General features: G+C 61.4%; 21 protein-coding genes. 7 read left to right on the top strand and 14 right to left on the bottom strand.

The genetic code is table 11. The features are described 5' to 3' along the window. Positions 1-53: 53 nt before the first annotated feature. Positions 54-776: a hypothetical protein gene (locus PFU01S_RS07160; RefSeq protein ID WP_027914724.1), complete on the top strand. Its 723-nt coding sequence runs from the start codon at positions 54-56 to the stop codon at positions 774-776. Between the two features lie 7 nt (positions 777-783). Here PFU01S_RS07160 and PFU01S_RS07155 read toward each other — a convergent pair whose 3' ends face one another. From PFU01S_RS07155 to PFU01S_RS21685, 3 genes are all read right to left on the bottom strand, one after another. After that, complete coding sequence (locus tag PFU01S_RS07155) at positions 784-1,320, bottom strand: WCX domain-containing protein (protein WP_027914725.1); 537 nt, start codon at positions 1,318-1,320, stop codon at positions 784-786. 228 nt (positions 1,321-1,548) lie between these two features. Then, positions 1,549-3,402, bottom strand: coding sequence for an ABC transporter ATP-binding protein (locus PFU01S_RS07150; RefSeq protein WP_027914726.1), 1,854 nt, complete (start codon positions 3,400-3,402; stop codon positions 1,549-1,551). A gap of 126 nt (positions 3,403-3,528) precedes the next feature. Then, complete coding sequence (locus tag PFU01S_RS21685) at positions 3,529-3,978, bottom strand: GNAT family N-acetyltransferase (protein WP_081783936.1); 450 nt, start codon at positions 3,976-3,978, stop codon at positions 3,529-3,531. Positions 3,979-4,197: 219 nt separating this feature from the next. Here PFU01S_RS21685 and PFU01S_RS07140 point away from each other — a divergent pair, with 219 nt between their 5' ends. The 5 genes from PFU01S_RS07140 to PFU01S_RS07120 all read left to right on the top strand — a co-directional run bounded on the left by PFU01S_RS07140 (position 4,198) and on the right by PFU01S_RS07120 (position 7,501). Next, entirely contained in the window at positions 4,198-5,103 is a 906-nt protein-coding gene (locus PFU01S_RS07140) for a LysR substrate-binding domain-containing protein (protein WP_027914728.1), read from the top strand. An 84-nt stretch (positions 5,104-5,187) separates the two neighbouring features. Then, positions 5,188-5,892, top strand: a complete 705-nt coding sequence (locus tag PFU01S_RS07135) for an SDR family oxidoreductase (protein WP_027914729.1) — start codon at positions 5,188-5,190, stop codon at positions 5,890-5,892. A gap of 59 nt (positions 5,893-5,951) precedes the next feature. Continuing rightward, positions 5,952-6,194: a hypothetical protein gene (locus PFU01S_RS07130; RefSeq protein ID WP_023536082.1), complete on the top strand. Its 243-nt coding sequence runs from the start codon at positions 5,952-5,954 to the stop codon at positions 6,192-6,194. Further along, on the top strand, positions 6,191-7,003 hold the full coding sequence (xth, locus tag PFU01S_RS07125; protein ID WP_027914730.1) for an exodeoxyribonuclease III: 813 nt from the start codon (positions 6,191-6,193) through the stop codon (positions 7,001-7,003). Before PFU01S_RS07130 ends, xth begins: the two co-directional genes overlap by 4 nt. Before the next feature lie 270 nt (positions 7,004-7,273). Beyond that, positions 7,274-7,501: a hypothetical protein gene (locus tag PFU01S_RS07120; RefSeq protein WP_028686992.1), complete on the top strand. Its 228-nt coding sequence runs from the start codon at positions 7,274-7,276 to the stop codon at positions 7,499-7,501. 17 nt (positions 7,502-7,518) lie between these two features. Here PFU01S_RS07120 and uvsE read toward each other — a convergent pair whose 3' ends face one another. The 8 genes from uvsE to PFU01S_RS07080 form a co-directional block, all read right to left on the bottom strand. Next, a complete protein-coding gene (gene uvsE / locus PFU01S_RS07115) occupies positions 7,519-8,532 on the bottom strand; it encodes a UV DNA damage repair endonuclease UvsE (protein WP_028686993.1) in 1,014 nt (337 codons plus the stop codon). 27 nt (positions 8,533-8,559) lie between these two features. After that, positions 8,560-10,752: a xanthine dehydrogenase family protein molybdopterin-binding subunit gene (locus PFU01S_RS07110; protein WP_028686994.1), complete on the bottom strand. Its 2,193-nt coding sequence runs from the start codon at positions 10,750-10,752 to the stop codon at positions 8,560-8,562. Further along, positions 10,749-11,750, bottom strand: a complete 1,002-nt coding sequence (locus PFU01S_RS07105; protein WP_027914734.1) for an FAD binding domain-containing protein — start codon at positions 11,748-11,750, stop codon at positions 10,749-10,751. The genes PFU01S_RS07110 and PFU01S_RS07105 overlap by 4 nt, the downstream gene beginning before the upstream one ends. Beyond that, a complete protein-coding gene (locus PFU01S_RS07100) occupies positions 11,747-12,253 on the bottom strand; it encodes a (2Fe-2S)-binding protein (RefSeq protein WP_028686995.1) in 507 nt (168 codons plus the stop codon). Before PFU01S_RS07100 ends, PFU01S_RS07105 begins: the two co-directional genes overlap by 4 nt. Positions 12,254-12,350: 97 nt before the next feature. After that, complete coding sequence (locus PFU01S_RS07095; protein WP_028686996.1) at positions 12,351-14,138, bottom strand: thiamine pyrophosphate-requiring protein; 1,788 nt, start codon at positions 14,136-14,138, stop codon at positions 12,351-12,353. 107 nt (positions 14,139-14,245) lie between these two features. Next, positions 14,246-14,626, bottom strand: a complete 381-nt coding sequence (locus PFU01S_RS07090; RefSeq protein WP_027914736.1) for a hypothetical protein — start codon at positions 14,624-14,626, stop codon at positions 14,246-14,248. Between the two features lie 82 nt (positions 14,627-14,708). Beyond that, positions 14,709-16,187, bottom strand: coding sequence for an MFS transporter (locus tag PFU01S_RS07085; protein WP_028686997.1), 1,479 nt, complete (start codon positions 16,185-16,187; stop codon positions 14,709-14,711). Positions 16,188-16,298: 111 nt separating this feature from the next. Continuing rightward, positions 16,299-16,742, bottom strand: a complete 444-nt coding sequence (locus tag PFU01S_RS07080; RefSeq protein WP_028686998.1) for a hypothetical protein — start codon at positions 16,740-16,742, stop codon at positions 16,299-16,301. 216 nt (positions 16,743-16,958) lie between these two features. Between PFU01S_RS07080 and PFU01S_RS07075 the strand changes: the two genes are divergently transcribed. After that, positions 16,959-20,615 (top strand): CheR family methyltransferase, encoded by a 3,657-nt coding sequence (locus tag PFU01S_RS07075; RefSeq protein WP_028686999.1) that lies wholly within the window; start codon positions 16,959-16,961, stop codon positions 20,613-20,615. Between the two features lie 144 nt (positions 20,616-20,759). On the opposite strand, the gene PFU01S_RS07070 is transcribed toward PFU01S_RS07075, so the two are convergent. The 3 genes from PFU01S_RS07070 to PFU01S_RS22100 all read right to left on the bottom strand — a co-directional run bounded on the left by PFU01S_RS07070 (position 20,760) and on the right by PFU01S_RS22100 (position 22,693). Further along, positions 20,760-21,884 carry a mechanosensitive ion channel family protein gene (locus PFU01S_RS07070; protein ID WP_028687000.1) on the bottom strand — a complete coding sequence of 375 codons (1,125 nt, stop codon included), beginning with the start codon at positions 21,882-21,884 and terminating at the stop codon, positions 20,760-20,762. A 210-nt stretch (positions 21,885-22,094) separates the two neighbouring features. Then, positions 22,095-22,478, bottom strand: a complete 384-nt coding sequence (locus tag PFU01S_RS07065; RefSeq protein ID WP_042139293.1) for a low affinity iron permease family protein — start codon at positions 22,476-22,478, stop codon at positions 22,095-22,097. Between the two features lie 65 nt (positions 22,479-22,543). After that, positions 22,544-22,693 carry a hypothetical protein gene (locus PFU01S_RS22100; protein ID WP_154665190.1) on the bottom strand — a complete coding sequence of 50 codons (150 nt, stop codon included), beginning with the start codon at positions 22,691-22,693 and terminating at the stop codon, positions 22,544-22,546. Positions 22,694-22,813 lie beyond the last annotated feature (120 nt).

The raw sequence follows: 22,813 nt of genomic DNA, 5'->3' as shown, positions 1-22,813 counted from the left end.
TTGGCACCCTTGGCGGCGCGTATCGCCTGTAACTCGACAAAAGGAAGAGTGCATTGAGCTGGGACAAGGTGGGGAAACTCCTCGTAGCCGTTCTGATCGGGCTGGCGGCCCTGTTGTTCGTCTACAAGGCAGTGATGGGCAACCCGCGCCTGGAAGCGTCGCTGACCTACGCGTACCTGACCTATCCGGGACAGTTCAGCGAGCGTATCAGCAAAGCCAGCGAGCAGCTCAAGTACGAGCAGTTGAGTGCACGCATAAACACGATCGGCCAAGGTCAACTGAGCCGCGACCAGGTCGACCGGCTGGTGGAGATGGCACAGGCGCCTTATGCCCAGCTGTTTGCAAAACCTTTCGAGGCCGGCCTGGTAGACCACCGGACCGGCTTGCTCATCGAGTTGCAGAACACCGGCAATGCCCCCGTGGATCAGGTAAGGATCCGCTTGCCCTCCAAAGGCCTGGTGCAGATCCGGGATTCGGCCGGCAATGACACCTTGCTCGAGGCGGCCACCGCTCAGCTCGAGATCCCGGCGATCGAGGCCGGCGGCTCCAGCAAGGTCTGGGTGTATTTCGATGCTGACTATTCGCAGATTCGCCAGAGTGGGGTAGGCATCAGCTATGCCGAGGGGACGGCGGATGTGCAGGTGTATCAGTCGGTCGCCGGCTTCCCGGCCTGGGCTGCCCGCTACAGCACAGAGCTGATGGGGCTGTTGATTGTAATGGGGTTGAGCGTGTTGGCACTGGGTTACGCCTGCCTGTCCCGCCGGCGGTCGGCCTAGGCATTGCTCAAGCGCCGGTGTCGTGCAGTGCCAGGCTCTGACGCAAGTGCTCCAGCAAGGCCAGGCGCACCGATTGCGGCCCCTGAACGCGGATCGCTCCGGCCTGGGACAGCAGCCAGCCCATCAACGCTCGATCATCCGCTACCGTTGTGACCAGGATGGCACCGCCGTTGGGCAGGCATGTGAGGCGCATACCTGTGCCCAGCGGATGCATCTCCAGATGATGGTAGAGCGACTCGTCCACCCAGGCGTGCAATTCCACTTGAGCGGGCGCATCTCCTGGCGCGGGCGGTGCCCCATCGCGCAATTTGCGTCCGGGCTGCCAGTGCCAGCTATACGGCATGCACGCGCTGTTGCACTGCAACGGGAACAGTCCTGCCAGCTCCACCAGGTCACGCTCGACCGTACGCTTGGTCGTGGCATGGCCCGCGCTCGACAGTGCCGCCTGTAACTGCGTGCAGCTCATGCCGGGATCGCGGCCCGGAAGGAGCTTGAGGAGTTCCCACTGGCGGGCGATGGTGTGACGCGATGACTGACTGGGCAAAGGCTCTTCCTTGAGGGGCAGACAATGAATGCCTAACTGGTGGCTTTAAGCTACCGGAGGATACCGTTTCGCAGGTTTTGAACCAAGTCATTCATACCCGTGAGGCAAGCGACGAGCGCAAACGGTGTCTTCGTACTTGCAACGCCATCGCCCCCGATCAACGACACAGGGGCGATGGGTTAACGCTCGAACATCATCCGTCCAGGCAACGGGTCAGCGTGCGCCCACTCAGTTGAGCGCGTGCGCCATACCCTGGTCTTCGCCAAGGAAACCACCGCTCTGGTGCTGCCACAGGCGCGCGTAGGTGCCGTTTTTCTCGAGCAGCTGGGCGTGGGTGCCTTGCTCGATGATGCGCCCTTCATCCATCACGATCAGACGATCCATGGCGGCGATCGTAGACAGTCGATGGGCAATCGCAATTACAGTCTTGCCCTCCATCATCTCGTCCAGGCTTTCCTGGATGGCGACCTCTACCTCCGAATCCAGTGCACTGGTTGCCTCGTCAAGCAGCAGGATAGGTGCGTTCTTGAGCATCACCCGGGCGATGGCGATGCGCTGACGTTGCCCACCGGACAGCTTGATACCGCGCTCACCGACCATGGTGTCGTAACCGGTGCGGCCCTGTTGGTCGCTGAGCTGGCTGATGAACCCGTCGGCTTGCGCATCGCGGGCGGCGGCCTGGATTTGCGCGTCGGTGGCGTCCGGCCGTCCATAGGCGATGTTCTCGCGTATGGTGCGATGCAGCAGTGACGTATCCTGTGTCACCATGCCGATGGCGCTGCGCAGGCTGTCCTGGGTGACCTTGGCTACATCCTGGCCATCGATACGGATCTGGCCACTGTCCACGTCGTAAAAGCGCAGCAGCAGGTTGATCAGCGTCGACTTGCCAGCACCGGAGCGGCCGACCAGGCCCACTTTCTCACCCGGCTTGATGTCCAGACTGAGGTCGGTCAGTACCTGGCGCTCACCGTTGTAGTTGAAACTGACCTTGTCGAATGTCACTGCGCCACCACGGGTCACCAGAGCGGTGGCGTCCGGGGCGTCCTGCACTTTTGGACCGCGCGTCAGGGTGGCCATGCCGTCCTGCAGTGTGCCGATATTTTCGAACAGTGAGGTCATCTGCCACATGATCCAGTGCGACATGCCATTGATGCGCAGGGCCATGGCAGTGATGGCCGCCACAGCGCCGGTGCCCACTTGGCCCTGATGCCACAGCCACAGCGCATAACCGCCTGCACCAAGGATAAGCCCTACCACCAACGCCTGGTTGACGATCTCGAACTGGCTCACCAGACGCATCTGCCGGAAACCGGTCTGCTTGAAGTCCTCCATGGCCGCTCGGGCGAAATGGGCTTCGCGCTTGGAGTGCGAGAACAACTTGACTGTAGTGATGTTGGTGTAGGCGTCGGAAATGCGCCCGGTCATCGACGACCGCGCGTGGGCCTGCTCTTCGCCTACTGCGCCCAGGCGTGGAACGAAATAAACCATCGCCAGCCCGAATAGCACCAGCCAGGCAATGAACGGCAGCATGAGTTTCAAGGCAAAGCCGCCGGCCAGGGCGATGATGGCGATGAAATAAACGCCAATGCCGGGCAGGATCTCGATGACCGTGAACAGCACCTCGCGCACGGCCAGTGCAGTCTGCATGACCTTGGTGGTGACGCGCCCTGAAAACTCGTCGGAGAAGAACGACAGGCTCTGGCGCAGCATCAGCCGGTGAAAATCCCAGCGCAGTCGCAGCGGCAGGTTGATGGCCAGCACCTGGTGCTGGACCATGGTGCGTAGCGCCACCAGGCCGATGCTAATCACCAGCACGATGCCAATGCCCCACAACACGTGGCTTTCCTGGGCGGCAGCGGTGTCGCCGGCCTGCCAGGCTGACAGCAGGTCCACCACCTGGCCGAGGAAGCTGAACAGCCAGGCTTCGTAGAGGGACACGCTAGCGCTGAGCAGGGCCAGCGCAAGAATGTAGCCGCGCGCCCCACGGGTGCACGCCCACAGGAAAGGCATGAGGCCAACGGGGGGCGGCGGCACCTCATCGGGAGGGAAAGGGTCGAGCCTACGCTCAAAGATACGAAGCATGCAGTGTCTCCGGAAAAACGAATGGCGTGGCTGCCCTGGTACTTCACCAGCAGTGCCCGCCTTTACATAGACACAATGAGTGTCCATCTGATCAAAAACTTCAGCGCCATGGGCCTGCGTGAGGCTTCACATGCTCAAGACCTTTTGCATTGGCTGGTAAATCAGCCCCGCGTGCTCCCCAACTTCACCTGCCTGGCTGAAGCCATAACGCTGATAGGCCGCCACCGATGGCAGCGACGCGCTTACCGTAACCGTCTGGCTGCGGGCATGGCCGAGAGCGGCCTCGATCAAGCGTCGGCCGATACCCTGGCGCTGACGAGCGGGGCATACGAAGAGCATTGCCACATGACGGCCTTGCTTGAGTTCGACCAGCCCCGCAAGCCTTCCTTGGACCTCGCACACCAGCATGAGGTTGTCACCTTGCAATCGCTCTGCAAAGGCGTTCACGCTCGCCACTTCGGTGAATGTCGTGATGGCCTGCGCAGGCAAAAGTGGCGCTACCGAATGCATGAACGAAGCCATGCACAGAGCATTGGCCTGATCGAGTTCATGGCGATAGAGGGTGCGTATTTGCATGCTGACGGTCCGTGTGGGCAAGCGGTGAGCTAATAGTACCAGCGCTTCTTTCTGGCAATTGCAAAGGAGTGTATTCGTGCCTGCTTGAGCGTGCAGCCGGAGAGTTGCTGATCGATTCCATATCACCAGGCGAGTACCCAGTCCTGGACGCTCATCGACTTCCTGCACGGATGGGGCTAGCCTCGTGCCAACCTGCCCAGCCTGGATCGCCTACCCCCTATGCCTGCCGTTTTTTCCGAGTTGCCGTCCCTTGGCGCCCTGCGGGTGTTCGAGGTCGTGGCGCGGCATCTCAATTTTGGCCTGGCCGCCGAAGAGCTGGGTGTCACCCAGCCCGCCGTGGCCCAGCAGATTCGGGGGTTGGAACGCGCCTTGGAGGTACGCCTGTTCGAACGCCTGCCTCGAGGCCTGGCATTGACCGACGCTGGCCGCGGGTATAGCGAGACCGTGCGTACGGCAATGGCCATGCTCGATGAGGCAACGCGCCGGCTGCGCCCTGCGCCTTCCCATATCACCGTCAGCGTGACACCCACTTTCGCCGCCAAGTGGCTGATCCCCAGGCTCGGTGGACTGGCCGAGCGCTACCCGACATTGGATGTGCGAGTACTGGCCACCGATCGTCTGTCGCATTTTCATACCGACGGCGTCGACCTTGCCGTGCGTTACGGGCGGCCACCTTTCGGGCCAGGGCTTGAGCAGGCACTGTTGATGGGTTCGGAGATCATCGCGGTGGCGAGCCCCACCCTGGTAGCGGCGCTTGGCCCGCCTGAAGACTTCGCAACACTGGAGCGCTATGTAGCTCTGTGTGATGCCCACGACTTGTGGCCGTCTTATCGCGCGCAGGTCTATCCCGGTCACCCTGCCGTTGGTGCAAGGTCAGTCCAGTTCAACCAGACATCACTGGCCATTGACGCGGCCATTGGCGGGCAGGGCATTGCGCTGGCAGAACGCGCCTTCGTGGCTCAGGAGATCGACGCAGGGCGCCTGGTCCAGGTTGCCGAATCGCATCTGCGCCCAGACAAGGCGTTCTACCTGGTGTGGCCACGCAAAGCTCGAGACGCGCAGCAGCTGCAGTGGGTCATCGACTGGCTCAGGTCAGACGCAGGCGATAGAAAAACTACTGGCTGACGCGTTGGGAGCTATCTCCCTCGCTTCTCTGCCCCTTGGTAGCCTGGTTCCTGTACCCACTCGATGCCCATCACAGGAGGCAGCATGACAAACGAAAAGGTTGCAATCATTACCGCAGGTGGCAGCGGTATGGGCGCGGCGGCGGCCAGGCGCCTGGCCGCCGATGGCTACAAGGTCGCGATTCTTTCGTCCTCTGGCAAAGGAGAGGCCTTGGCCATGACGCTGGGCGGGCTGGGCGTGACGGGGAGCAACCAGTGCATGGAGGACCTCGAGCGGCTGGTCGAGGCAGTCATGCAGCGGTGGGGCCGCATCGACGTGCTAGTCAACAGTGCTGGCCACGGGCCTCGGGGGCCTGTGCTGGAACTGAGCGACGCCGACTGGCATGCCGGCATGGAGACCTACCTGCTCAACGTCATCCGGCCGACACGCCTGGTCACGCCGGTGATGCAGCGCCAGGGCGGCGGGGTCATCGTGAATATTTCCAGTGCCTGGGCCTTCGAACCCAGTGATCTGTTTCCCACTTCCGCCGTGATGCGTGCCGGGCTCGCTGCATTCAGCAAACTTTTCGCCGATACGTATGCACGTGACAATGTGCGCATGAACAACGTGCTGCCGGGGTGGATAGACAGCTTGCCGGCCCTTGAGCAGCGTCGCGACAGCGTGCCGCTCAAGCGCTATGGCAGCAGCGACGAAATTGCCGCCACGGTCGCGTTTCTGGCAAGTGACGGCGCCGCCTACATCACCGGGCAGAATATCCGGGTCGACGGTGGCGTGACGCGAAGCGTCTGAGTTGAACGATGCGCTCAAGGCAAGCTCACAACCCCAAAGGGTTTCACAGGAGCAGTGCGATGAGTATCGAACGCAGTATCCCTGAACTCGCGGCCTGGTACGCGCAGTACGACGACATCAGCTACCGCCGTGAGTCACCCGATGCCTACCACCATGAACTGGTGCGTACCGCCGAAGCGTTGCGTGACGATGGCATCATCGATTGGGACGATTGGCTGGCGCTCAAGGCCTTGGCCGACCAGGCGCATGTGCATGCCCTCGAAGATGCCGTGCGCGCCCATGTAATCGACCCTGACACATGAAAGCGCTGAGGATTGCCACATTCAACATCAACGGCATTCGCAGCCGGCTGCCTGCACTGCTGGCCTGGCTCGAACGTGAAAAGCCCGATGTGGTCTGCCTTCAGGAGCTCAAGGCACCCGACCATCAGTTCCCGGGTGAGGCTCTGGAAGCCGCTGGCTACGGGTATCTGCACCTGGGCCAACCTGCCTGGAACGGAGTGGCGATCCTGGCGCGCGGCAGCGAGCCGCTCGAGGTACGGCGAGGCTTGCCGGGCATGGAGGACGACACCCAGAGCCGCTATCTGGAGGCAGCGGTGCATGGGGTGTTGATAGGGTGTTTGTACCTCCCCAACGGCAACCCGCAACCAGGGCCGAAGTTCGACTACAAGCTGCGTTGGTTCGAATGCCTGATCGAGCATGCCCGGCAGTTGCAGGGCAGTGGTCACCCCACCGTCCTGGCCGGTGACTTCAATGTCGTGCCCACGGACCTGGATATCTACGACTCCAAGTCCTGGCAAAAGGATGCGCTGCTGCAACCCGAATCGCGCGATTGCTTCGAGCGTTTACTGGCCAGCGGCTGGATCGATGCTATCCGGCACCTGCATCCGCAAGAGCAGGTGTTCACGTTCTGGGACTACTTCCGCAACCATTGGGCGCGCAATGCGGGTCTGCGCATCGATCACCTGCTGCTCAGCCGGGACCTGGCGCCGTACCTCAAGCGAGCGGGCGTCGATGCCTGGGTGCGCAATGAGCCCAAGGCCAGTGACCATGCCCCGACCTGGATCGAGTTGGGGAGTCGGCGCAGCCGCAAGTCGGCTGGAGTCAGCTAATAAGGTCGGGAGCTCAAGCGCCTGATTGCACGATCCTATACGCATCTTTCCAGCTGCCCTGTACCCCATCCATCATCTCTTGAGTTCCCCTATGGGAGCGGTCCGATGCCCCGGCAAGGCCGCTCCCACAGGGGGAGCGCTGGCCAGGCGTCAAAGCTGCGCTTACAGCCAGTTACCTGCGCGTACGACTTAATGAACGTCATAAACATGCATGAGTCTACTTGATGCTTTCTCTTAGCGTGACTAATACTAAGGAACGGCCGGTGAGGGATGATCATGCAGATGCGATTCGTTGTGGTTCCAGCTGTACCGCAAACAAAAGAATGGCTGCCACGGCGACTCGGCTTTCGATCATCACTGGGGGAGGGCTACGACCTGTACGACACGCAGGACAAGGTCAGGCTGAGCCTGAACCTGCCTACTCGCGCACAGGCCGAGTACGAGTGCAGCTGTCGCAACGGCTGCGAAGTGGCCGGTGACCTGACCGGAAGCGGCTGAGGGCCTGCCCGGCCCGATCAAGCCAGGTAGTCGTTGAAGTAGTCAAGCGTGGCCAGGTTCTTGTCCTTGGACTCGAACATGATGTCGAACCTGTCGAGAAACTGAAGTGCGTAGCGGTTCGTCCAGCGGTTCCACATGCGAGCGCTGTGGGCGTACAGATCGCGTTTGTTCACCTGTTCCAGCAACTCACCGATCACCAGCTTGCGATCAGGCCCGAACCCCAGCGCCTGCAGGTGCTCCGGGGGCTGAGAGTAGTGCATGGTGGGGCGTACGCCGCGCCAGCTCTCGATCACCCGCTCAACTCGCGTATCGCCCGGGTCGATGTAGTCACCCTCATGAATCCAGCAATGGTGGATATCCAGCACCACCGGCGCCAGGTCAGCCAACGCCAGGCAGTCGTCGAGCCCATAGGTCTTCTCGTCATTCTCGAAGGTGATCACATTGCGGGCCACCTCGGACAGGCGTGGCCATACGGTGCGAATCCCCGCACCGCCCAGCCGGCCGGCAATGTGCACATTGCATTTGAAGTCCTGGAAGACCTGCCCGTAACCCATCATGCGGATCATGTCGGCATGGTATTCGAATTCGGCCAGGCTGTTCTCCACCACCTCGGGGCGGTCCGAGCCCAACACGCAGTACTGTCCAGGGTGAAATGACAGGCGTATCTGCCTGGCGCGCGCGAAAGCACCGATGGCGGCGAAACGTTCGGCCATCAGCGCTTGAAAGTCGGCCTCGCGGTACACGTGGGCCACGCTAGGGTGGCTGTACAGCGGCAGCAGGTCGCTGCTCAGGCGCAGCATGCGCAGCGCCTGGGGCAGCTGGGCCACATAGTCGAGCAAGCGCAGCTGGGCCTGGAGGTTGTGTTCCACCAGTTCAAGCAACTTGTTCCGAGCCGCCTCGCGGGAGGCGCCCGAAACCCAACGCAGCGTCGTGCTGCGCGGGTTGAACGTACGCTCGATGGTCTCCAGCTCCTTGACCGACAAGCTGCGGTGCGGGTGTCGGTACATGCAGGCGAAACCCAGGCGTGGCATGCGATTACTCCAGAGGGCAGGGCCCGTTTACAGCAGCTTGTCCAAGGTGATCGGGAACTCGCGGACCCGCTTGCCGGTGGCGTGATAAATGGCATTGGCCACGGCCGCAGCGACACCTACCACGCCGATCTCGCCCACGCCCTTGGAGCCCAGCTCGTTGACCACATCATCGTGCTCTTCCACAAAGATCACCTCGATATCATCAATGTCGGCATTCACCGGCACGTGGTACTCGGCCAGGTTGTGGTTGAGGATGCGGCCCAGCGCATGGTCGGTCTGGGTTTCTTCGTGTAGCGCCATGCCGATGCCCCACACCACGCCCCCCAGGATCTGGCTGCGCGCTGTCTTGGGGTTGACGACCCGGCCTGCAGCCACCGCACTGACCACGCGCTTGACGCGCACGGTCCCCAGGTCTTCGTCCACCGATACCTCGACGAAGACCGCCGAATGGGTGGCAGTGGAGTAGGGCTTGCGCTTGTCGTCAGGGCCCGCCTCGACCTGCACCTCGAAGCAGGCCTGCTGGGCACTGGGCAGCAGGTCGGCGAGGGCGAACGAATGCTCACCGGCGCTCACCTGGCCACCTGCGATCACGAAGTCGGAATCGTCCAGGCTGGCCAGGCTCTGGTGCTGTTGCCTGGCTTGCTCGACAACCTGCTTGCGCAGCTCCAGGCACGCTTTGCGCACGGCAGAACCGACGGAGGACACGGTGAACGACCCACCTTGCAACGGAGCCTTGGGCAAGGAGGAGTCGCCAAGCAGGAACGTGACATCGGCCATGTCGAGGCCCGCGGCATCGGCAGCGATCTGCGTCATGACGGTATAGGTGCCGGTGCCGATGTCCGTGGTGGCGCTGCTGACAGTCAAGTGCCCGTCACAGCCCAGACGCGCCTTGGCGCTGGCTTGCATCTGCATGGCTTCCCATACACCGCCGGCCATGCCCCAGCCTATGCGTTGATTGCCGTCCCGCATCGAGCCGGGCGCAGCCTGGCGCTTGGCCCAACCAAAACGCTCGGCCCCTTGTGCGTAACAGGCTAGCAGTTCCTTGCTCGAGTAAGGCTTACCCTCATTGCCATTGTGGCTGGCGAAGTTTCGTCGCCGCAACTCGACCGGGTCCAGCCCTGTTGCGCAGGCCAGTTCGTCCATGGCGCACTCCAGCGCCAGCATGCCCGAACCTGCACCCGGCGCGCGCATGTCCAATGGGGTGTAGACGTCCAGTGGGGCCAAGCGGTAGCTCAACGCGACGTTGTCGCATTGGTACAGCATGCCGCTCCACTCGACGACGTGCTCGGCAAAGTCTTCAAACCGTGACGTCTGGCCGATGGCGTCATGCCCAATGGCAGACAGGCGGCCTTGCTCATCGGCCGCCAGGCGCAGGCGTTGCTGTGTGCGTGGACGGTAGCCAAAGGTGAACATCTGCTGGCGGGTCAAGGTCACGCGCACCGAGCGCATCAGGTGCAGGGCAGCCATGACCGCCAGGGGCAGCTGGTACTGGGGACGCAGGCCGGAACCGAAGGCGCCACCGACGAAGGCTGCCTTGACGCGCAATTTTTCCTTGGGCAGTCCGAATACGTTGTGCACGTATTCCTGGCAATTCTGCGTGCCTTGGGTCTTGTCGTGGATGACCAGGCTACCATCGAGCTGGTAGCACACGGTGGAGGCGTGGGGCTCCATCGGGTTGTGGTGTTCGTTGGCCGTCCAGTAGGTGGCGTCCACGCGGGTAGGGGCGCTGGCATACCGGCCTGGGAAGTCACCACGGGGCTCAGGTGTTTCAGCCGGCGCCTCGTGTGCTTGACCCAGTACCTTTTCCAGGTCGGATTCATGGCTTTCCTGGCTGTAATCGATCTCGACCAGCGAGCCCGCATGCCGAGCGATTTCCAGCGTCTGTGCGACGACCAGTGCGACGGGCTGACCGCTGTAGAACACGCGGTCATTGAACAACGGCCTGAAGGGTGAGCCCTCGGCTGCATCATCGTCACTGTAGTCATCGTCGTAGCTGGAAATGCGCGGACGGTTGATGTGGTCCAGTACTGCCACCACGCCTGGCACCTGTAGCGCTTTGTCGCTGTTGACCTTGACCACCCGGCCGCGGGCGATGGTGCTGGAAACGACGCTGCCGTGCAGCAGGCCTTCTTCCGGGTAATCGGCGGCATAACGTGCCTGGCCGGTGACCTTCGCTGCGCCGTCGACGCGGTCCGCTGGGGTTCCTACTACCTTGCTCATTGCGCGTCCCCCTCGAGGCTGCCGCCGGCGGCGGCCTCGTTCAATGCCCGAATGATGGCTTGTTGTGCCAGTTGCACCTTGAAGCCGTTCTGGCTCAGGGGTTGTGCCCCTTGCAGCAGGGCAGTGGCCACTTGCGTGAAGAGCTCGGTGCTGGGCGCCTTTGCTTGCAACATCGCTTCGACAGCTTCGTTGCGCCATGGCTTGTGGGCCACGCCACCCAAGGCGATGCGGGCCTCCTGAATAACCCCGCCTTCGATGTGCAGGGCAGCGGCGACCGAGACCAGCGCGAAGGCATAGGAGGCACGATCACGTACTTTCACGTAGCGGAAATGCTCGGCGAAGCCTTGATCAGGCAGCTCGATGGCGGTAATCAGCTCATCAGGCGCCAGGTGGTTGTCCTGCTGCGGCGTATCGCCGGGCAGGCGATGGAACTCGGCGAACGGAATCTGGCGTTTGGCGGCGGGCCCTTGCACATGCACCACGGCCTTCAGGGCAGCCAATGCCACGCACATGTCCGAAGGATGAGTCGCCACGCAAGCCTCGCTGGCGCCGAGAATCGCATGAATGCGATTCAAGCCGCTGCGTGCCGGGCAACCGCTGCCGGGTTCGCGTTTATTGCAAGGCGTACCGGTGTCGTAGAAGTAGTAGCAGCGCGTACGTTGCAGCAGGTTGCCGCCGGTGCTTGCCATGTTGCGCAACTGAGGCGATGCACCGGCCAGGATCGCTTGCGACAGCAGTGGGTAACGCTGGCGGATGAGCGGGTCCCAGGCCAGGTCCGCGTTGCTGACCAACGCGCCGATCATTACACCGCCCGCGTTGGAGGACTCGATACGGTCAAGTTCCAGTCCTGTGATATCGATCAGTCGCTCGGGCCGTTCGACATTTTCCTTCATCAGGTCGACCAGGTTGGTCCCGCCTGCAATAAAACGCGAGGACGCATTGGTCAAGCGCAGTGCCTCGTCCAGCGAGGCAGGCTTGTGGTAGCTGAAAGGGGTCATGTGCGTGCCCTCTTGATCAGCGGCAGGGCCTGTTCGACGGCGGCCACGATGTTGCTGTAAGCGCCGCAGCGGCAAAGGTTGCCGCTCATCTGCTCGCGGATGTCGGCACGGGTATGGGCGTGACCTTCATTGGCGAGGCCCACGGCCGAGCAGATCTGGCCAGGGGTGCAGTAACCGCACTGGAAGGCGTCCTGAATGATGAATGCCTGCTGCATGGGGTGCAGTTGGTCACCCTCGGCCAGGCCTTCGATGGTGACGAGGTCGGCACCTTCGCACATCACGGCCAGGGTCAGGCAAGCGTTCACCCGGCGGCCGTCGCGCAGCACGGTGCAGGCGCCGCATTGGCCATGGTCGCAACCTTTCTTGGTGCCCACCAGGTCCAGCTGCTCACGCAACAGGTCGAGCAGGGTGGTCCAGGGTTGTACTGTCAGGGCCTGGGGTTGGCCATTGAGGGTGAAGTTCAGGGTCTGCTGTGCAGCGCCCTGTTCAGGGAGTGCAGTCATGGTAGGTCCTCACGGTTCGATTGCGCACAGTAGGCTGTGTCTATGGAGTGCGACTGGTCAGGCGCCCGGAACGTTCATCCCAAGCGCCAAGCCCTTGTCATTTCTTGCCTGGAAGCACCGCGCTCAGCACTTGCTTGGCGGTCTGCACGATCACGCCGGCTTCATCCGGGTCACCCTTGAGCAAGGTGGTCGCAAACTTCCTGGCCTGCTCAAGTTTCAGGTGCGGTGGCAGTGGCGCTACGTTGGGGTCCGTCTTGAACTCGATCAGGACTGGGCGATCGGCCGCCAAGGCACGCTCCCAAGCGGGAGCGACATCTTCTTCACGCTCGACGTAGATACCCTCAAGACCAATCGATATGGCGAACAAGTGATAAGGCACATCAGGGATCGACTGAGAGGCTTCGAACTTCGGATCGCCCTCCATCACGCGCTGCTCCCAGGTCACCTGGTTGAGGTCTTCGTTGTTGAACACCGCGCAGATCCACGTGGGGTTTTCCCACTGCTGCCAGTATTTGGCCACTGTGATCAGTTCGGCGAGGTTGTTCATCTGCATGGCGCCGTCGCCCACCATGGCGATCACCGGCCGGGTCGGATGGGCGAACTTGGCAGCAATGGCGTAAGGTACGGCCGCACCCATGCAGGCCAGGCCCCCCGACAAGGAACACTGCATCCCTTCGCGGATCATCAGATCACGGGCGTACCAGTTGGCGCACGAACCTGAATCACTGGATATGATCGCTTGGTCCGGCAGGCGCGGGGAGAGCTCATGCACCACTCGCTGCGGGTTGATCGGGTCGGCCTTGACCAAAGCGCGTTTGGTCAATGTCTTGTCCCAGCTGGCGCGCCACTTCTCGATTTTCTTGCGCCAGCTGTGATCAGGGCGCGCGTGCAGCAAAGGTAGTAATGCCTGCAACGTCTGCGCCGCGTCACCGACCAGGTTCACCTCCATGGGATAACGCAGGCTGAGCATGTCGGGTTGCAGGTCGATTTGCACGCCGCGCGCCTGACCTTCCTTGGGTAGGAATTCGGAATACGGGAAGCCAGAACCAATCATCAGCAGCGTGTCACATTCGGCCATCAACTTGTAACTCGGCTCCGTCCCGAGCAGGCCGATGGCGCCAGTCACCCACGGCAGCTCATCGGGCAGCACGCCCTTGCCCAGTAAGGCCTTGGCAACGCCAGCACCCAGTTGCTCGGCCACTGCGGCTACCTCGTCACTGGCACCCAGCGCGCCGGCCCCGACCAGGATGGCGACCTTGCGTCCGGCGTTGAGCACATCGGCGGCGCGTTGCAGGTCAGCATCGAAGGGAACCACCTTGGGTTTACTGTAACCAACGCCCGAATGAACGGTGCCATGGGCGCGGGGCGGGTCTTCGTAGGGCAGGTCCTGCAGATCGTTGGGCAGAATCACGGCAGTCACACGTCGCTCTCCAACGGCCGTGCGCACGGCGCGGTCTACCAGATGACGTACCTGTTCAGGCGTGGATGCCTGTTGCACGAACGCACCAGCGACGTCCTTGAACATCGAGACCAGGTCCAGCTCCTGCTGATAGTGACCGCCCAAGGCTGCGCGCGCCTGCTGGCCCACGATGGCCAGCACCGGCTGATGGTCCATGCGCGCGTCGTACAAACCGGTCAGCAGATGCGAAGCACCCGGGCCGGACGTCGCGATGCAGACGCCCAGCTCGCCAGTGAACTTGGCGTGGGCACTGGCCATGAAGGCAGCCATCTCTTCGTGCCGGGCCTGGATGAATTCGATCTTGCCGCCCGCGCGGTTCAGGGCGCCGAACACACCGTTGATCCCGTCGCCCGGGTAACCAAAGATGCGGCGTACGCCCCATTGGTACAGCCGCTCGACCAGAAAATCGCCTACAGTGCCGCTCATTGTCTTCTCCTGCCGCGTCTCGGATAAGTTCTGGACTTGACAGGGAATACTAAAGTTTCAACGGACTTGAAGCGGTTCAGCCGACCGGAATAACCCGTTCGTGCAAATCAACCGTGCTTGCGCAGCGCTTCGATCAACTCGGCCTTGGTCATGGTCGAGCGGCCCTTGATGTCCTTGCTGCGTGCCTCCTTGAGCAGACTTTCCTTGGTCTGCGATTCGAGGGAAGCCGAGCTGTTGCGCGCGTGCCCCTCACGGGTCTTGGCAGCTCGTTTGGCAGAGTCCGAACGTGCGCTTTCCTTGTCTGTACTGCTGGTCTTGCTGCCAGAGCCACCTTGCTTGTCGCCCCCACCGGATTGCTTGTTCACCGTAGCCCAGGCGCGCGCCTCGGCTTTGTCCTTGGAGAGCCCTTTGTCCTCGTAACTTTGCTCGATGTGCTCGGCTTTGCGCTTTTGCTCTTGGGTGTACTTGTCTTTGTCGCCGCGTGCCATGGTCGCCGCTCCTCTCTGATGGATATAGGGTTGAAGGCCAGCACGCGCTCAAGTGCCGGTTGGCGGACGGGCGGTGGCCCTTTTAATCGGCGGACTCCACCTGAGAAAGGGGACGGGCAACGTGCTCCAGTGACCGGCGCTCTGCGGCTACGCCGTAAACGGCCTGAACGAATGCCGCTACCAGCATGAGCGCGGCGCCGAGCAGATACCCATACCAGACCTGGGTGCGCTCGCCCGATTCGATCAAGGCACCGAACAACGTCGGCCCCACCATGCCACCGAGCCCTGTGCCGAATGCATAGAACACGGCAATGGCCAGAGCGCGGATCTCCAGCGGGAAGGTTTCTGCGACAGTAAGGTAGGCAGAGCTGGCCGCAGCCGATGCGAAGAAAAAGATCACCATCCAGGCGATCGTTTGCTCGATGGCATCGATCATCCCCTGTTCGAACAGGTAGCCGCTCAGGGTCAGCAGTATGCCCGACAGGGCATACGTGGCGCTGATCATGATACGCCGCCCCAGCACATCGAACAGCCGCCCGAGCAACAGCGGGCCACAGAAGTTGCCGAGCGCGAACGGCAAGACATACCAGCCAACGCTGGAGGAGGGCACATCGTAGAAATCGGTCAGCACCAGGGCATAGGTGAAGAAGATGGCATTGTAGAAAAACGCCTGCGCCGTGAGCAGCGTCAGGCCTACCATGGCCCGGCGTCTGTGGACCACGAACAGGCTGTGAAAGATCTCGGGCAAAGGCGTGTGATGCCTGGCACGCAATTGCAGGGGCGGAACATCTACCGCAGGCAGTCTCAAGCCTTGAGCGCGGCACTTGCGCTCGATATCGGCCACTATACGCTCAGCAGCTTCGGGCTGATCGTGAATCATCAGCCACCGCGGGCTCTCCGGCACCCACAGCCGCATCAGCATGATCAGCAATCCCAACGCGGCGCCGGTGCCGAAACAGAGGCGCCATCCGAGGTCGCCGTTCGCGATCGACGGGTCCAGAAGCACGATGGCGCCCACTGCACCCAGCGCAGCGCCGAGCCAGAATGTGCCGTTGATGGTCAGATCGACCCAGCCCCTGTAGCGCGCTGGGGTGAACTCCTGGATGGTCGAATTGATGGCCGTATATTCCCCACCTATGCCCGCGCCTGTGAGAAAGCGAAATGCCAGAAAGCTCCACAGGTTCCAGGAAAATGCCGTGGCTGCGGTGGCCCCGATGTAGAGCGCCAGGGTGATGAAGAACAGTTTGCGCCGGCCCAGGCGGTCGGTCAGCCATCCGAAAAAGAGTGCGCCGAGCACCGCCCCTGCGATGTAGATGGCGCCAGCCAGACCAACGTCGCGGTTGCTCATGGCCAGAGCAGGGCTGTCCTTCAGGGCGCCGGCCAGTGACCCGGCAAGGGTGACTTCCAGGCCGTCCAGTAGCCACGTGATGCCAAGCGCCACCACCAGCAACGTGTGAAACCGGGTCCATGGCAGTCGATCAAGGCGGGCAGGAATATCCGTGCTGTAGAGCCGCTGATCGGGGCTGCTGGCATGTGTGCCGTGTCTAGGTTTAGTCGTCACGCCAGCCTCGAGCCTCTATCGCTGCCGTTTACAGGAAGGGCTGCGAAGCAGCCCTTAGATTCCAGGTATCAGGCTCGGTGAGCCTTTGCGATGATCAAGTACCCCTGATGATCAGCTACCACCACCCGAGCCGCCTGCGCCGCCCGTACCGCCACCTGTACCGCCGCTCCCGGTCCCACTGCCCATACCGGTACCTCCGCTGCCGCCCATGTCGCCTCTACCGCCCATGTCGCCGCTCCCGGTACCGCCCATGCCTGAGCCACTCCCGGTGCCGCCGGGACCCGTGTTCGCCCCACTACCGGTACCCGGGCCTGAGGTTGTGCCATCGCCACCCGTGGCGTCCGTACCATTGCTTCCGGTGCCACTGCCGGTACCCATGCCGTCCCCTGGGGTGCCGGAACCGGTAGCGCCGCCGGTGCCATTCATGGTCCCGTGATCACCCGACTGCATGCTGGGGGTGTGCTGATCGTTCATGTTGGTAGCTGCCATGACCATTGGCGCGGACGCACCCAGGCAGAGTGCAAGCAGCAAGGAAGAAGGTTTTAGCATTGTCATGATGAAGCTCCTTTTATGAGGTGTCCTCGTAGTGTTCGTCAGGCTGCACTACCACGCCGTGCCCTGTAGGCGACGAACGGGCCTTTCCCTAGGGCGATGAAGTGCCAACCGACCGCCTGGCAGGGCATGCGGTTTTTTGCGGGTGTTCCGGCGCTTGACGGGGGTCATACAGGAAAACCACGTCACTTCGTGGATGTTTTCAGACAGGAACCAACGATGAACAGCCCGTCCAGCACCGCCGCCAACACAGATCGAACCGTACCCAGCCAGCTTGGGTTTCCGGTGGTAGGCATTGGTGCCTCGGCAGGCGGTATCGCCGCGCTCAAGGTTTTCTTCGAACACATGCCGGCTGAGAGCGGCATGGCATTCGTCATCGTGCTGCACCTCTCGCCCGATCATCAGCGCGTCGCGGACGGGATCATTCGGGCCGCGACTTCCATGCCGGTCGTACAGGTAAACAGCTGCGTGCCCATCGAGCCCGATCACGTCTATGTCATTTCACCTGCCTGGCAACTGATCATGACTGACGGCCACCTCAAGGTCGTTCCCTCTTCGCGGCCTTCGGGAAAGCATGTCGCCATCGATTTGTTCTTCCGTGATCTGGCCGATGTGCACAAGCAGCGAAGTTTCTGTGTAGTGCTTTCCGGTGCAGGCAGTGATGGTGCAGTGGGCTTGTCGCGTATCAAGGAGCAAGGTGGCATCACCTTGGTGCAGAGCCCGGCCGATGCCGAATTCGACGGGATGCCGCTGGCTGCCATTGCCACCGGACTGGTCGATGCGATACTGCCGGTAGCCGACATACCGCAAAAACTGCTCGGTTTCTGGATGGGCATGCGCAGCATCCGTGTCGCCGATGCAGAGGCCGGAATCCAAGCCAACGCTGCGCAAGCGGGAGAGGATAGCGAGCAGGCGCTGCAGGACATTCTCATGACCCTGCGCAACTGTACCGGGTACGATTTCCAGCACTACAAGCGCGCGACGGTCATACGGCGCATCGAACGCCGCTTGCAGATCACTGGCCGGGCCGACCTGCCGAGCTACCTGCGTCATCTTGAGCAGCACCCTGATGAGGCAAAGAACCTGCTCGAAGACCTGCTGATCGGTGTGACGAACTATTTTCGCGACCGGGAAGCCTTCGAGGCGCTCGAGCGCTTGGTATTGAGCGTTGTCTTGAACCCAGGTGGCCCTGAGGACAAGCGTGAAGACGTGCGAATCTGGTCCGCTGGCTGCTCAACGGGAGAAGAGGCCTACAGCCTGGCGATACTGTGTGCCGAACACCGCAAACTTGAGCCTGCTCTGCTCAAGCTGCAGGTATTTGCCACCGACATCGACGAGCGTGCGATTGCCATAGGTCGCGCGGGGATCTACCCCGAGGCGATCATCACCGATGTATCAACCACGCGCCTGCGCCAGTACTTCGCCAAGGAGAACGATCACTACCGGGTAAGGAAGGAAATTCGTGAGAAGGTTCTGTTCGCCAGGCACAGCTTGCTTTGCGACCCGCCTTTCTCACAGGTAGACCTGATCGTGTGTCGCAACGTGCTCATCTATCTGGATCGCGAGATCCAGAAACAAATGCTGCAGATGTTCTATTTCGCGCTGCGCCCTGGCGGCTACCTGTTCATGGGCTCCTCGGAGTCTGCTGACCTGTGCCCGGAGCTGTTCAAGGCGGTCGATAAACGCAACCGGATTTTCCGCGCCAATGTCGCCGCCAACATCCCCGTCGAGCAAAATCAAAATCAGGTGATGACGAGCCTGGAGAGCGAGCTGCATCGCACCAAGCTGCACCTGCAGGAAACCATCGAACAGTCGGAAGTCTCCAGCGAAGCGTTAGAAGCTTCCAACGAAGAACTGCAAGCCACCAACCAAGAGCTGCGCTTGGCTACCGAAGAGCTGGAAACCCGTAAGGAAGAGCTTCAGTCGATCAACGAAGAATTGCTCACGGTCAATTTCGAGCTCAAGAGCAAGGTCGAAGAAACCGACAAGATCAACGACTACTTGGCCAACCTGATCGCTTCTACCGACATCGCCACAGTGTTCGTGGATCGCAACATGCATATCCGCTGGTTCACGCCGAGAGCGCAAGACATCTTCAGCATGCGCCAGACGGACACGGGCCGTTCGCTGCTGGATATCACCCATCGGCTCGATTATCCGAAAATGACCGAAGACGCGGCTGCGGTTCATCAATCGCTGACCGTCAGGGAACGGGAGGTCAGTAGCAGTGACCGGCGCTGGTACATCGCTCGCCTGTTGCCTTATCGCTCGAGCGAGGACCACATCGACGGTACGGTGCTCACGTTCATCGACATCACCAAACGGCGTGAAGCTGAACAGGACCTGCGCCTGGGACAGGAGCGCATGCGACTGGTAGCGGAAAGCACCCAGGACTTTGCCATCATCATCCTGGACGGCAACGGCGTCATCTGTGAGTGGAATCGCGGTGCGGAGTCTATCTTCGGCCACAGCGCCGAGCAGATTGCCGGCAGCCATTTCGACGTGCTGTTCACGGACCAGGATCGAGCTGCTGGTGTACCTGAAGCCGAATTGCGCAAAGCCCAGGTAAATGGGCGTGCCGAAGACGAGCGCTGGCATTTGCGTCGCGACGGGAGCCGCTTGTACTGCAGCGGGGAAACGGCGCGCTTGCGTGGTGATACCCCGGGGTACGTGAAGATTGCCCGTGATATGACGGGGCAGAAGCACCTGCAGGATGAACAGGGCAAGCGCCTGGCTGAGACACGTACCAGCAGCTTGCTCAAGGATGAGTTCTTCGCCTTCATGTCGCACGAGCTCAAGCATCCGCTGAACCTCATTCAGCTCAATGCCGAGATATTGCGCCGACTGCCTGCCGTGCAGTACACGGCCAAGGGTGGCAAGGCGCTTGCCGTGATCAACGACGCAGTGACCAGCCAGACCCGCATCATCGATGATTTGCTAGACGTCGCTCGCCTGCGGACCGGAAAGCTCATGCTCAAGAAAGAGCTTCTGGATCTGGCCGATATGCTCAAGTCGATACATGCCATGGCCATTGAGGAGTACCCCACGGCCCGGATCCTCCTCGTACTGCCCGAACCGCGCGGTCCGATGGTGGTTTATGGTGATGCGACGCGTCTCGAGCAGATCATCTGGAACCTGATCAACAATGCCCTGAAGTTCAGCGGCCCGCAGGCATGGGTCACGGTCGAGCTCTCGCTTACCGAAAAAAACGTGCGTTTGGCTGTCAGCGACAACGGCCCTGGCCTGTCTGCAGATGATGTGACAGACATCTTCGAGCTGTTTCGGCAGCCCCACCACACCCGTCATCACGGTGACGGCCTGGGCATCGGGTTGTCACTGGTCAAGCAACTGGTGCAGGCCCATGGCGGTACTGTGAGCGCACACTCGGCGGGGCTGGGGCTTGGTTCAACATTCAGTGTCCAGCTACCGCTGTCGCAGCGCACCCTTGGGAAGGGCGCAGCCAACTCAGACGCTGGGCCCAGTGAAGGCAGGCTGAAGGGCGTTCATGTCTTGCTGGTAGACGATTCTGCGGACGTTGTGGACGTCATGCGGATGCTGCTGGAAATGGAAGACGCCCACGTTACTACGTTCCTCAATCCGGTTGAGGCGCTGGAGAATGTGGGAGGGCACCGGTTCGATGTGATACTGACCGATATCGGCATGCCTGAAATGGACGGGCACGCATTCATCACGGCGATTCGTGAACAAGCTCAGTATCAGGCGACGCCTGCAATCGCGTTGAGTGGCTATGGGGTCAGCCCGCCAAGCCGGGAGGGTCGGGTCGCGCACTTCGACCTGCAACTGACCAAGCCCGTGCACTACGACGAGCTGGTAGGCGCCATTGAGTCACTCTGTCGTGCCTCGCAAACGCTTTGAAAGGGAATCGGTGGGCAGTGCGGCTCACCGCAACCGATGACCGGTGCCGAACTGGGCAAGGTCAATGGTGATGAGCCTATGTGAGACGGCAGGGCAGCGGACCGCCGGGTCCGCTGCCACGTTCAAGCGTCACAGGTGACGCTCTCAAGCCCCCCGCATACCCAGGTTGTCTCGCCCTTGCGCATGCACGTTCGCCTCCTGCGGCAGCGCCGTAACCTTGATGGCCCGCACCGGTACGGCGAACTTGGCGCCGATTTTCGAGAACCGCTCAAGCAGCTTGAAGTTGATGGCCTGTTGAATGTCCATGTACAGGTTGTAGCCTGGGTCCTGCACGATATAGACACATTCGAACTCAAGCGCTTCCTTGCCGAAGCCCCGCAGGTGCGCGCGGTCGAAGCGTGCTTGCGTTTGCGCCTTGATCGCTTCCTCTACGATCCCGGGTGCCTTCTTCACCGCCTCGGTAGGCGTGTCATAGGAAAGACCAAATTCGAACACGATGCGTCGTTCTTGCAGGCGCTTGTAGTTCTGGATGGTGCTGCTGATCATGCTGGCATTGGCCATGACGATCTGCTCGCCGCCCAGGCTGCGGATGCGCGTGGTTTTCAGGCCCACATGTTCGACGGTACCGGCCAATGGGCCAATGACGATGAAGTCGCCCACCTCGAACGGCTTGTCCACGGCGATGGACAGCGAGGCGAACAGGTCACCCAGAATGTTCTGCACAGCTAGGGCGACCGCAATACCGCCCACACCCAAGCTGGCGACGAAGGCGGTGATGTTCACGCCCAGGTTCGACAGCATGGCAAGTAGCACGATCGACCATAACAATACCCGCGCACCCCAGGCCGACAACGTGGCAAGGGCACTGCTCTGCTGGGAACCGTCCGGATTATGGCGGGTGAAGTAGCGGTCCAGGCCCAGACCGATGGCACGGTTGACCCACAGGCCGATCTGCAACGCGGCGACGACGAACCAGAGGCTGCCGACCCGGCTCAACCAACGCTCCGGCAGGTCGAGCATGCTCAACCCCACCAACAGTGAAGCCAGGAACAGTAGCGAGTTGCTGGTGCCTGACAGTACTTTCTCAACCACATGGCTCAAGGCACCGGAGTGAGATGACCAGTGCTTGACGCGCCGCTGTACGAAGCTTATGGCGGCCCTGGCCACCAGGAACGTCAGGACGGCCACAGTGACGGCGAGTAACAGGTTCAGAATGGAAATACCGAAGAACGTGGTATCGGTGAAGAGTGTAATGATGCGATCGCTCATGAAGGCTTGCCTCCTCTAGCAAAGATTTCGAGGTGTCAGGCGTCGAGCAAAACAATTGCCCTGCGAGTGGTTATCAGAGGGTGGGTGCACATCGATCATAAGAAGATGAACAGTGCAGACCGGGTAAGGGACCGTGCGCCCGTAGGCCATTGATTGGCCCACGATTGACAACAGGTGGGGCCCCGTCCAGCGATGCGCTGAGAGGGCTCCTCATGGATGCGGCACATCGTCTTCAAGCGTTGCGCCGGTACGCGCAGCCAGCGCACGGTATTCCTTGCGCAGCTCGCGCAGGGTCTTGCTGTCCATGGCCTCCAGGTCCAGCACCGAACGTTGCGCCGATTGAGTGGCGCGGATCAGCTCATCGAGCTTGACGTGAATGATGTCGTTGTCCCGGTTCTGGGTGTTTTGGATCAGAAACACCATCAGGAATGTGATGATGGTGGTCGAGGTGTTGATGATCAGTTGCCAGGTATCGTTGTAGTGGAACCATGGGCCGGAAACCGCCCACATGATGATGAGCACGATGGCCATCAGGAATGTGCTGGGGCGGCCAGCCTGGTTGGATAGCCACTGACAGAACTGCGCGAACTTCATCGGATCCCTCCTGGTGATTGCAGTGGTTTGCGGCGGCGCAGCGTACGCCGCCAGGTGTGAAACGATCAGCCGTCAGATTGTTCTTCAGGTGGCACCTGGCCTTCCGGCCATTCCGGAGCCGGCTCTGTGGGCGCCTGTTCAGGTGTACCAATGGTGTCACCCGGATTGTGGGGTACGTCGTCCACATAAGGGTCTGGATGATTGGGGTCAGTCATGTTGGATTCCTCTGGGATGTGCTGCGTTAGTGCCCAGCCCGTTGCCGGGTGTTCCATCGATCTGCCCAGTGGAACGTCCTGACACTGAAGCGGCTCCATCATTGAGTGAGTTCAACGGAC

Origin of the sequence: Pseudomonas fulva NBRC 16637 = DSM 17717 (assembly GCF_000730565.1) — a bacterium.
In the GTDB taxonomy this organism is placed as follows: Bacteria; Pseudomonadota; Gammaproteobacteria; order Pseudomonadales; family Pseudomonadaceae; genus Aquipseudomonas; species Aquipseudomonas fulva.
This window is presented reverse-complemented; position numbering and strand designations above follow the sequence as displayed.